Here is an 11,973-nt window from a genome sequence, read left to right as displayed (position 1 = left end):
TGTGTTTAGGCGTACAAATTTAGGAATCTTCCCTCGATAAAAAGTTAAAGGAGGTTAAATTATTTCGCTTTCATTTTAATGAAACGGTATAAAATCATCGCCCATCCCACTATTAATAAGGTGCCACCAAGAGGTGTTAAAAGTGCGATTGTTGTGAAATCAAAAAAAGGCGTCAGTGTATTGGTTGCCAGCAAATAAATTGATCCTGAAAATAGGATCGTACCGCTAAGCAATAATATATAAGTGGTTTGAAGGTTCAACTTTCGGGGATCCAGGAAGCCCATGAGCAGAAATAAAAAAGCATGATACATCTGGAAACGTACGCCGGTTTCAAAGCTTTCCACCGCCTGGACATCTACCAGGTTTTTTAGCCCGTGGGCCGCAAATGCTCCAAAAATGATCGCAAAAAGACCTAAAATAGCTCCGGTTATCAAGAATTTCCTGTTCATTCTTTTAATTTTTATTGATCAGAAGTTTTAATACATTCGTTCATACACTACACAAAACTAACTTATTTTATGCGAGAAATTTTAATCGTAGGAGCGGGAAAATCTACTTCCGTTCTTATAAATTACCTGCTCGACCAATCAGAAAAAGAAAATTTAAGCCTGCGCATTGGCGACCTAGATCATTCAGCGGCTCAGAAAGCTTGCAAGGGTCACCCAAATTGTGAGGCTTTTGAACTGGATGTTTTTAAGGCTGAAAGTCGGGAACCGGCCATCCAAAGAGCTGATATTGTTATCTCGATGCTCCCGGCAAGGTTTCATATCGAGGTGGCGCGTGATTGCCTGAAATTTGGAAAAAACATGGTCACCGCTTCCTACATCAGCGAGGAGATGAAAGCCCTGGATGAAGCCGTGAAGCAAAAAGGCCTTGTGTTTATGAACGAGATCGGCGTAGATCCCGGCATCGACCACATGAGTGCCATGAAAGTGATCGATAAAATCCGGGATCACGGCGGAAAAATGCTGCTTTTTGAATCTTTTACCGGCGGACTTGTTGCTCCGGAAAGCGACAACAATCTATGGAATTACAAATTTACCTGGAATCCGCGGAATGTGGTGGTCGCCGGCCAGGGCGGTGTAGCCGAATTCATCCAAGAAGGAAAATATAAATACATTCCGTATCACCGACTCTTCCGAAGAACCGAATTCCTGGAAATTGAAGGTCATGGAAAATTTGAGGTGTACGCCAACCGAAATTCCTTAAAATATCAAAGTATCTACGGGCTGGATGATGTCCTGACCCTCTACCGCGGAACCATGCGAAAAGTAGGTTTCAGCCGGGCCTGGAATATGTTCGTTCAACTAGGAATGACTGATGATAGTTTCGTGATGAAAAATACCGAAGACATGAGCTACCGGGATTTTGTGAACAGCTTCCTTCCCTACTCACCTAAAGATTCGGTTGAACTAAAGGTTCGCCATAACCTGAAGATCGACCAGGACGATATCATGTGGGACAAGCTTATTGAACTGGACCTGTTCAACCCGGAGAAAAAGATTGGTATTAAAGAGGCGACTCCGGCGCAAGCTCTTCAGAAGATTTTAATGGACAAGTGGACACTTTCTCAAGATGACAAAGATATGATCGTGATGTATCACAAATTTGGCTACGAACTCAACGGGGAAAAGAAACAGATCGATTCAACGATGGTTGCCATTGGGGAAAACATGACCGAAACCGCGATGGCCAAAACTGTAGGACTACCGGTAGCCATGGCCGCGATCATGATCCTGAACGGGGAAATTGAAACTCCGGGAGTTCAGTTGCCTATTCGGAAAGAAGTTTATAATCCCATCCTGGAAAAACTGGAAGCTTTTGATATCAAATTTCAAGAAAAAGAAACCGAATACTTAGGATATAACCCATTTGGCGAAGTAGGCAATTAAAATTGAAAAGCATTTTTTGTAAATTAGCTTAACAACCAAAAAATGCCCCTCTATGAAAATTGTAAACGAAACCGTAAAACTGGACGGTATCGATAAAACGATACTGAACTACCTGATGGAAGATGCCAAAAAGCCCATTTTAGAGATCGCGAAAAGCATCGGGATCACGGGCGCGGCAGTACATCAGCGCCTTCGAAAGCTTGAGAAATCGGGATTGATACAGGGCAATAAAATGCTGCTGGATGCCCGTATGTTAGGATATAAGACCATGGCATTCGTGGGTGTTTACCTCGATAAGGCAGTAAGCAACCCGCAGGCGGTCAAACAGCTTCGGGAGATTCAGGAGGTGATCGAATGTCATTACACCACCGGAAACTGGTCCATTTTCCTGAAGATCCTGTGTAGAGACAACGAGCATTTAATGAATGTACTGAACAAAAATATCCAGGCGATCGAAGGAGTTTCCAGAACCGAAACCTTTATTTCGCTTAACCAGCAGATCAATCGCCAGATCAAGATCTAAAAAAAAATCCGCCTGTAAAAAGGCGGATTTCTCTATTCCAAATTCCGAAGTTTTTAGTCTCGTCCTCCCATGAAAATGCTGAGGAAATACAGCAGTGTAGCCAGCGAACCAATAGCGGCAACAACGTAAGTCCTGGCAGCCCATTTCAGAGAGTCTTCGGCAGCCTCGTGCTCTGAGCGCGTAAGCATGTTCGAATCTTCCAGCCAGACCAAAGCACGTTTACTTGCGTCGTATTCCACAGGAAGCGTTATAAAACTGAAAAGCGTTCCCATGGCATACATGATAATCCCTATCAGTAAAATAGTTTGCCCGATACCTGCGCCAACCATAGCCATCAGGACAATTCCGCCGAAAATGGCAAATTGTGACAACCTGGAGGCAACACTTACCACGGGCACCAGTTTACTTCTCATTTGTAACCAGCTGTATGCCTTGGCATGCTGAACAGCGTGACCGCATTCGTGAGCCGCAACAGCAGCCGCAGCCGCGTTACGCTGACTATACACGCCTTCACTTAAATTCACGGTTTTCTTCGAGGGGTTGTAATGATCTGTAAGCATCCCGGCAGCAGAAATCACTTTTACATCGTAAATCCCATTATCATGCAACATCTTTTCAGCGATCTCTTTTCCGCTCATGCCATTTTGCAGGTGAACTTTTGAATAATGCTTGAACTTGCTTTTCAATTTATTGCTCACATACAGACTCACTAAAAAAATGAGGCCGGCAATGATATAATATCCCATCATGGTTTCTAATCTTTATTAAATAGTGGAATGAAAATAGCAAAAATCTCGCCATTTAGAAACACTTCAGAAAACTGACAGATCGTTAAAATTCGTTAGAGTTTGGGAATCCTTTCCAAAATCCTGCCGTTTCATTTCACAAATTCAGATATTAGCTATATTTGCAACGGTCAAATCAAAATCAAATCATGCAGTACAAGCGTATACTTTTAAAACTATCAGGAGAAGCTTTAATGGGAAACCGCCAATATGGCATTGACCCGCAAAGGCTGGCAGAATATGCAGAAGAGATCAAAACGGTAGTTGATAAAGGTATTGAGCTGGCGATCGTGATTGGCGGAGGAAACATTTTTCGAGGTGTGGCCGGAGCCAGCCGTGGGATGGACCGCGTTCAGGGTGACCACATGGGAATGCTCGCCACCGTGATCAACGGCCTGGCCTTACAGAGCGCCCTGGAAGATGCCGAAATTCAAACCAGGCTGCAGTCAGCCATCAAAATTAACGAAGTGGCAGAACCGTTCATCAGGAGAAAAGCGATTCGCCATTTGGAAAAAGGCAGGGTTGTGATTTTTGGAGGCGGGACCGGAAACCCGTACTTCACGACAGATTCCGCAGCGGTGCTTAGAGCGATCGAGATCAAAGCCGATGTTATTCTGAAAGGAACCCGCGTGGATGGGATCTATACAGATGATCCTGAAAAGAATAAGGAAGCCACCAAATTTGATTTCATCACGTTTGAAGATGTGATCAAAAAAGGACTCAAGGTTATGGATACCACTGCTTTCACACTGAGCCAGGAAAACGAACTGCCCATCATTGTCTTCGACATGAACAAACCGGGGAACCTGTTAAAAGTCGTGACCGGAGAGCCGGTGGGAACAAAGGTAAATTTGTAATAAACGAACTAAATTTTCAATAAAATGGATGAAGTTGAATTAATCTTAGAAGAAGCTCAAGAGGGAATGGAAAAGGCCATCGCCCACCTAAAAAAACAACTGTCTAACATTCGCGCAGGAAAAGCAAATCCAGGCATGCTGGGCAGTGTAATGGTGGAATATTACGGCTCTCAGACTCCCTTGAACCAGGTGGCAAATGTGAATACTCCAGATGCCCGCACCTTGTCCATCCAGCCTTTTGAGAAAAGTCTTATTCCAGAGATCGAAAAGGGCATTCTTCAGGCAAATCTCGGCTTCAACCCTATGAACAACGGTGAAAGCGTGATCATCAACGTTCCACCTTTAACCGAGGAGCGCCGGAAACAGCTGGTAAAACAAACCAAAGCTGAAGGTGAAGATGCCAAGGTTGGTGTGCGTAACGATCGTAAGGCTGCGAACCAGGAATTGAAAAAACTGGAGGAGATTTCTGAAGATCAGTTAAAAGATGCTGAAGGAGAAGTTCAGGAACTTACTGATAAATTCATTGCCAGAATTGATGAGATCCTGGTCGTGAAAGAAAAAGAGATCATGACTGTTTAATATTGAAAACGTCACTATTGATGCCGGTAAGAATTTGAATAAATTTCAGATTTTTACCGGCATTTCTATTTTTAAACGTATTTTCCTGAACCTAATCCTTTCTCCCCTATGCGTCATTTTGTAACGATTCTGCTGCTGCTTTTCGGAGTCCAGGTATTTGCACAGGCGATCATCAGGGGGAAAGTAGTCTCGCGCCAGGATGGTGAGGCTTTGCCTTATGCAGAAATTCAGGTAAACGGCAATCGCCAGATCCTTACGAATATCGACGGAAGTTTCAAATTCGAGATCCTTGGCGACTCCGCTTCAGTTGAAGTTAGCTACATTGGCTTCAAGACTTTCCGAACCACGGTTTATTCCGCAGTAAAATTTGTGCAATACAGTTTGCAACCAAGCCAGGAAATGCTTCAGGAGGTGATGATAGGCAATAAGTCCAATCCTGCGGAAGACCTTATCCAACGAGCTATCGAGGCAAAAGACCGGAATGACCCCGAAAAGGTGCTGGAAAATTTCCAGTTTCGCTCGTACACCAAATTTATTATCGATAACGAAAATAGCCAGATCAGCCTGGCGGCCGATTCTACCTCAAGGGATATCCGGACCATTATCAACGAAGGTCGCGGCTATCTTTCTGAAAAAGTGTCCGCGCATCGATATAGTCAGCATGGCGGTGAGCAGGAAGAAGTGATCGGCACCAAAACGGCCGGTTTTGAACGCCCGGTTTACCAGCTGCTTAATCTTAATATCAACCCGTTTTCGCTGTATCAAAACTCTTACAATCTTTATAAAACCGATTATGCCGGGCCACTGGCCAACGACGCATTGCGAAATTACACCTATAAAATACTGGACACCACCCAAACGAAGCGACCGGCCTACATGATCTACTTCAAACCACGCCGGGAAAAGGTCGTGGCCGGCCTGGAAGGAATTCTGTATCTCGACACGGAAACGCTGGCCATCCAGAAGGCCAAGGCGCAATTACTGGGAGCCATACGCCTGGAAGTGGTTCATAATTACCAGTATTTTCAGCAGGAAAACATCTGGTTTCCCTCGAGCCAGACCACCACGATCAGGCCCGGAAGCGGCGGAAAGGAGATTGCGGTTTTCGGCGGAACGATTTCCGTTGGAATGATCCAGCCGAAAAAGTCAGTTTTGGACATTTTCAGCAAACAGAAGAGCGTCACCAATGACATTTACCTGAATTCGAGCACGACGAATTATGATATTCAGTTCAATTCCGAAGAGATCACACAAACACATGGTGCTGAAATACTGGTCAATGCTGAAGCCAGTGATCAGCCGGAAAATTTCTGGGAATCGAACCGCCAGGAAGAATTTAGCCGTAGAGATGCCGGAACACAGCGAAAAGTTGACAGCCTGCTGGCTGCTAACGGGGTGAAACGCAAGATCGAGATCAAAAATGCCATTGCCAGCGGTTATTACCCATTTGGATTTTGGGATCTGGACCTGAGCAAGATCTTTAAATTCAATAATTATGAAGGAATCAGGCTTGGTCTTGGCGGAAAGACCAATGACCAGGTTTCAGATAAATTCAATATTAAGGGTTACACTACTTACGGTTTCAAGGACCAGGTGCTGAAATACGGCATCGGGACCGAAATTTACCTGAATAAACGGACCAATTCCAGCCTGAATTTTTTCCATTCCAGGGATATTGAGGAAACCGGAACGTTTGATTACCTGAAGGGCAGTAATACCTTTGCTATCCTGGAACCCAGGTTTGTCAATATCAATTTCTTCTATAACTACCGCAACACCTGGGCTTCAGTAACGCATGACATCATCCCCCAACTCAGTACAGAGCTGCGGCTTGGCAGGCAGGAGATATGGCAGATCAAGAACTATGCATTCCAGGAAAACGGGCAGGCATGGAGCGATTATGAAATGGGAATGGCTACTTTTTCATTTATCTGGCGTCCTTTCTCGAAATTCCTGAGCACTCCGGAAAGTACCAAGATGATCGAACGGAATTTTCCGCAGCTTACAGGACAAATTGAACATTCCTTTAAGGGGCTTTTCAACGGGGATTTTGATTTTACCAGGCTGGGATTGAAAGCCGAACACGAGATCAAAAACCTGGATCGATCCAGAACTGAATTTATCCTGGAAGGAAATTTGGCCTTTGGCGAGGTGCCTCTCACCCACGTTTTTCATTCCTACCCAAACAACCCAAACAGGGAGCAAATCTTCCGTAGATTTTCGGTAGCAGGAAGAAATAGTTTTGAAACGATGTATTATAATGAATTCTTCAGTGACAGGCAGGCGATGCTCCACGTGAGACATCAGCTACGCCCATTTTTGATCACAGAAAAGTTCCAGCCGCAGCTGGTTTTGATCTCAAGATTTGCCATTGGAAATATGGATAATCCTGAAGAACACCTCAATATCCCGTTTAAAACGATGGAAAAAGGTTTTTCCGAAGCAGGTCTGGAACTAAACAGGATCTTCAGCGGCTTCGGAATAAGCACCGCCTATCGATACGGCGCTTATCACTTACCCACATTCAAAGAAAACTTCAGTTTAAAATTTACGCTACAGTTAGAGCTTTGATATTTTACAAAGTCTTTGACTTACCTTAAAATTAACCAATAAAGCAACCTGGTTGCTTTGGCTACGAATTTCTAACTTAAGTGTATTCCTTACGGTAGATCCCATTTAGTTGTATCAATAACCCATACATCCAAAGCCTTTTGACTTTCTATAAAAGTTTTAAAATACTTTTTTATTTCAGGCTTAGCTTTGTTGTTAATATGATCAAATATAATTTGCTGCGATTTACCATCCTTTTCTATATAAATATAATAGTCGAAATCCATTGTAAGTTGATGAATAACATCATCACTAACGTTTTCATCTACAAAAATACTTTCTGGAAAATCAGCCATTCCCTTAACTTTTTCAAATTGTTCTTGTGACATAGGAACAGTATCAAAACTGGTATGTTTCAATACCTGCCTTTCACTACCAATCCAACCGTCTATATCCATATCTCGAAAAAGTTGACCATCTTTTATCAAAAACAACTCTCTGCAATCTAGAGAGCAATAACCATCTGAGTAGTTACCAAAAATGATCCTGTCTCCCTCAACAGAAAATTCTGAACCTTCCTCAACTTCTGTATTTTCATTATTATCTTCAGAGACAGGAAAATCTTGACCTTCCTCAACTTCAACTTCTGTAATTTCATTACTATTTTCAGAGCAGGAGATAACAAAAAAACATAGCAATAGTATGTATAAATTTTTCATACAAATTCCTTTTAATGATTTATGAATTATTGAAAAATAACTTAAGATAGTTTGGAAGGTAATATTAATTCATTGGAATCGAAAATGTAAGGTGAGTTTTTTACCTTTGCACCGCTAAAAACAAGCCATGCATAAGATTTTCAGCTTCGGATTCTGGAATTCCATCGCCCGCCTGATCCTTCGAAATAGAATCATCATCATACTGGCAATCATCGTTGCCACCGTTCTACTTGCCACACAGTGGAAATATATGAGGTTTTCGTACACCGAGGCGAATCTGATGCCAGACGATCATGAGGTTAATAAGGTGTATAACAGTTTCCTGGACAAATTTGGCGAAGAAGGAAACCTCATTCTGCTAGGCGTAAAAGATTCTTCGCTTTTCACCCCGCAAAAGTTCAAAGCCTGGAATAAACTTACCGATACCCTGCAAACATTTCCGGAGGTAGACCACGTGATCTCCCCGGCCAGCCTTATGGAACTGAAAAAATTCGAGGATCCCAAACGCTTCGAAATGGTGCCGGTAATTACTGAAAAAAATCCTGATGCGGCTGAATTGAAAGATTTTGAAAACCGGCTTTTTACCTCCATGCCTTTTTATGAAAACCTGGTTTACAGCGGTCATTCCAACACCATACAATCAGCCCTTTACCTGAACAAAGAGCTGGTAAACACCAAGGCGCGGAAAATCTTTGTATTAGAAGAACTCGATCCTATCATCGAAAAATTTGAACAGGAACAGGGAATAGATGTTCGTGTCTCAGGAATGCCATACATCAGAACGCTGAACAGCCAGAATATTGTAAACGAGATAGGGTATTTTATTTTAGCAGCACTACTCGTAACATCTCTTATCTTCTTTTTCTTTTTCAGGTCCTTCCGCGCTACGTTAATCAGCATGGTTACTGTGTGCATTGGCGTAATGTGGGCTTTTGGGGTCATAGGATTATTGAATTACGAGATCACCATTTTAACCGCCCTTATTCCGCCGCTGATCATCGTGATAGGTATCCCGAACTGTATTTTCCTTATCAATAAATACCAGCAGGAAATTCAGAAACACGGGAACCAGGCAAAATCATTGCAACGGGTGATCGCGAAAGTGGGTAATGCCACTTTGATGACCAACCTCACAACTGCTTCGGGTTTTGCCACGTTCATTCTAACCGACAGTGAATTACTGAAACAATTCGGGGTCGTAGCTTCGATCAACATTATCGCGATTTTCGTATTAAGCCTGCTCATCATCCCGGTCATCTACAGTTATCTGAGACCACCCAAGACCCGTCACCTTCGTCACCTGAACAAAAAATGGATTGGCGCATTCGTAGACTGGATGGAAAAAATGGTAAGACACCATAGAATTGCCATTTATATCACCGCCATATCGCTACTGGTTGCCAGCATTATTGGGATTTACACCATCAAAATCTCCGGAAGCATGCTCGAAGACATGCCGGAAGAAGCACAGTTCTTCCAGGATGTAAAGTTCTTTGAGTCGGAATTTGAAGGCGTAATGCCTTTGGAGATCCTGGTCGACACGAAGCGCCCCAATGGCGTGCTGAAGCTTAGTACGCTCAAGCGGATTGAGGAGCTGGAGAACTATATTGCTGAAATTCCGGAGCTTTCCAATCCAATATCAGTAACCAGGCTGGTGAAATACACCAAACAGGCCTATTATAACGGAAACCCAAAATATTACCAGCTACCAAGTTCCCAGGAAAGAAATTTCATCATGCCATATGCTAAGAATATGGATACCGGTGACGGGTTGCTGAAAGCTTATGTAGACAGCACCGGGCAATACGCCAGGATCACGACCTATATGCAGGATGTGGGGACAGATAAAATGGAGAAGATCGAAGAGAACATGATGCCGCAGATCGAAAAGATCTTTCCAAAAGAAGCCTACGAGGTACAACTTACAGGAAAAGCGCTGCTCTTTCAAAAGGGCACCAACTACCTGGTGAAAAACCTGATCATCTCCCTGGGACTGGCCATTTTACTAATCGCCGGACTCATGGCCTGGATGTTCCGAAGCTTTAAAATGATCCTGATTTCCCTGGTTCCAAACCTTTTACCACTACTGGTAACCGCGGGACTTATGGGATACCTGGGCGTAGCGATCAAGCCGTCAACTATCTTGGTATTCAGCATCGCTTTCGGGATTTCTGTAGATGACACGATCCATTTCCTGGCCAAATATCGCCAGGAATTAAAGGTCAATAACTGGAAGATCAAGCGTTCGGTTTATGCAGCGCTTCGGGAAACGGGCGTTAGCATGTTTTACACTTCCATCGTCCTGTTTTTCGGTTTTTCCGTATTTATGATCAGTAGTTTTGGTGGGACCGTAGCGCTGGGCGGACTGGTTTCGGCTACTTTGCTGTTTGCCATGTTGGCCAACCTGTTACTGCTTCCGTCGCTGCTGCTTTCTTTGGAACGAAATATTGCCAACAAGCAGGTGATGAAAGAGCCGGCCATGAAGATCATTGAAACCGAAGAAGACGACGAAGAACTAGATAAAAACGAGACCAATAATTCATAAGCAAAAAGATAGGCCGCTTGCCCCGCATTTGGCTAAAAACTATCTTTGCTGATCTAAATTTTGAAGAAATGATACGAGCAAAAGTCGCTGAAATACTGGAAAGCGATCAGTTCCTGCAGGAATTTCACGTGAAAGGATGGGTAAGATCCTTCAGAAGCAATCGTTTTATTGCCCTGAATGACGGTTCTACCATCAAGAATCTCCAGTGTGTTATCGATTTTGAGAATACGGAAGAAGAAATTCTGAAAAAAATCACCGTAGGAGCGGCAATTTCTGTCAAAGGAACGCTGAAAGAAAGCCAGGGCAGCCAGCAGCGCGTGGAAATTGAAGTTACATCCATTGAAATTCTTGGAGAAGCCAATCCCGAAGAAGTAAAATTTACCATCCTGTCGCCTAAAAAACACAGCATGGAAAAACTGAGAGAGCAAGCGCACCTGCGTGTTCGCACCAATACTTTTGGAGCGGTGATGCGTGTGCGAAGCAGACTTTCATTTGCTGTTCACCAGTTTTTCCAGGAAAAGAATTTCTACTACGTAAACACCCCGATCATTACCGGTAGTGATGCGGAAGGCGCAGGTGAAATGTTTCGTGTGAGCGCTCTGGATATGAAAAATCCTCCTATGAATGAGGACGGATCGATCAACTATAAAGAAGATTTCTTCGGAAAAGAGACCAATTTAACAGTTTCCGGTCAGCTGGAAGCCGAGGCTTACGCACTTGGTTTAGGACAGGTTTATACTTTTGGCCCTACCTTCCGGGCAGAAAATTCCAATACTTCCCGCCACCTGGCAGAGTTCTGGATGATCGAACCGGAGGTTGCTTTCTGTGATCTTGACGGAAATATGGACCTCGCTGAGGAATTCATCAAATATGTGCTGAAATACGTTCTTGAGAATTGTAAGGATGACCTGGAATTTCTGGCCGAAAGACAGGAAAATGAAGACAAGCTGAAGCCGAAGGCAGAACGCAGCGAGATGGGACTTCTTGAAAAACTGAATTTCGTACTGGAAAACAACTTCAAAAGAGTTAGCTATACTGAAGCCATAGAAATCCTGAAGAACTGCAAACCAAATAAGAAGAAAAAATTCAACTATATCATTGAAGAATGGGGCGCAGACCTTCAAAGTGAGCATGAGCGCTACCTGGTGGAAAAACATTTCAAGAGCCCGGTGATTCTTTTCGATTATCCTGCAAAGATCAAGGCTTTTTACATGCGCTTGAATGAAGATGGAAAGACCGTAAGAGCGATGGATATTCTGTTTCCCGGGATTGGAGAGATCGTTGGCGGTAGCCAGAGAGAAGAGCGCCTGGATGTACTAAAACAAAAAATGCACGAGTTGGGTATCGAAGAGGAAGAACTTTGGTGGTACCTGGATACCCGTAAGTTCGGAACCTGCGTACACAGTGGTTTTGGATTAGGTTTCGAGCGATTGGTGCAGTTTACTACCGGAATGGGCAATATTCGTGATGTGATCCCTTTCCCGAGAACACCTCAAAACGCCGAATTTTAGTCGGAAAAAAAA

The 11,973-nt window shown here is 43.5% G+C and carries 10 protein-coding genes; 7 read left to right on the top strand and 3 right to left on the bottom strand.

The window, feature by feature from the left end; genetic code table 11:
• Positions 1-59: 59 nt before the first annotated feature.
• Positions 60-449: a DUF423 domain-containing protein gene (locus GRFL_RS09240; protein ID WP_083644346.1), complete on the bottom strand. Its 390-nt coding sequence runs from the start codon at positions 447-449 to the stop codon at positions 60-62.
• Positions 450-518: 69 nt separating this feature from the next.
• Here GRFL_RS09240 and GRFL_RS09235 point away from each other — a divergent pair, with 69 nt between their 5' ends.
• The gene (locus tag GRFL_RS09235; RefSeq protein WP_083644345.1) at positions 519-1,892 is read left to right on the top strand and encodes a saccharopine dehydrogenase family protein; all 1,374 of its coding nucleotides are present in this window, start codon (positions 519-521) and stop codon (positions 1,890-1,892) included.
• A 52-nt stretch (positions 1,893-1,944) separates the two neighbouring features.
• Positions 1,945-2,415 (top strand): Lrp/AsnC ligand binding domain-containing protein, encoded by a 471-nt coding sequence (locus GRFL_RS09230; RefSeq protein ID WP_083644344.1) that lies wholly within the window; start codon positions 1,945-1,947, stop codon positions 2,413-2,415.
• A 53-nt stretch (positions 2,416-2,468) separates the two neighbouring features.
• On the opposite strand, the gene GRFL_RS09225 is transcribed toward GRFL_RS09230, so the two are convergent.
• Entirely contained in the window at positions 2,469-3,164 is a 696-nt protein-coding gene (locus GRFL_RS09225) for a zinc metallopeptidase (RefSeq protein WP_083644343.1), read from the bottom strand.
• 185 nt (positions 3,165-3,349) lie between these two features.
• Between GRFL_RS09225 and pyrH the strand changes: the two genes are divergently transcribed.
• The 3 genes from pyrH (at position 3,350) to GRFL_RS09210 (ending at position 7,207) form a co-directional block, all read left to right on the top strand.
• Positions 3,350-4,057, top strand: coding sequence for a UMP kinase (pyrH, locus tag GRFL_RS09220; protein WP_083644342.1), 708 nt, complete (start codon positions 3,350-3,352; stop codon positions 4,055-4,057).
• Between the two features lie 24 nt (positions 4,058-4,081).
• Positions 4,082-4,636 (top strand): ribosome recycling factor, encoded by a 555-nt coding sequence (frr, locus tag GRFL_RS09215; protein ID WP_083644341.1) that lies wholly within the window; start codon positions 4,082-4,084, stop codon positions 4,634-4,636.
• Between the two features lie 108 nt (positions 4,637-4,744).
• Entirely contained in the window at positions 4,745-7,207 is a 2,463-nt protein-coding gene (locus GRFL_RS09210; RefSeq protein WP_083644340.1) for a DUF5686 family protein, read from the top strand.
• Between the two features lie 89 nt (positions 7,208-7,296).
• Here GRFL_RS09210 and GRFL_RS09205 read toward each other — a convergent pair whose 3' ends face one another.
• The gene (locus tag GRFL_RS09205) at positions 7,297-7,905 is read right to left on the bottom strand and encodes a hypothetical protein (protein WP_083644339.1); all 609 of its coding nucleotides are present in this window, start codon (positions 7,903-7,905) and stop codon (positions 7,297-7,299) included.
• Between the two features lie 127 nt (positions 7,906-8,032).
• Here GRFL_RS09205 and GRFL_RS09200 point away from each other — a divergent pair, with 127 nt between their 5' ends.
• Together GRFL_RS09200 and asnS are read left to right on the top strand one after the other, a co-directional pair.
• Positions 8,033-10,450 (top strand): efflux RND transporter permease subunit, encoded by a 2,418-nt coding sequence (locus GRFL_RS09200; protein WP_083644338.1) that lies wholly within the window; start codon positions 8,033-8,035, stop codon positions 10,448-10,450.
• A gap of 68 nt (positions 10,451-10,518) precedes the next feature.
• Positions 10,519-11,961, top strand: coding sequence for an asparagine--tRNA ligase (asnS, locus tag GRFL_RS09195; RefSeq protein ID WP_083644337.1), 1,443 nt, complete (start codon positions 10,519-10,521; stop codon positions 11,959-11,961).
• Positions 11,962-11,973 lie beyond the last annotated feature (12 nt).

The organism is Christiangramia flava JLT2011, from assembly GCF_001951155.1.
Classification (GTDB): Bacteria; Bacteroidota; Bacteroidia; order Flavobacteriales; family Flavobacteriaceae; genus Christiangramia; species Christiangramia flava.
This window is presented reverse-complemented; position numbering and strand designations above follow the sequence as displayed.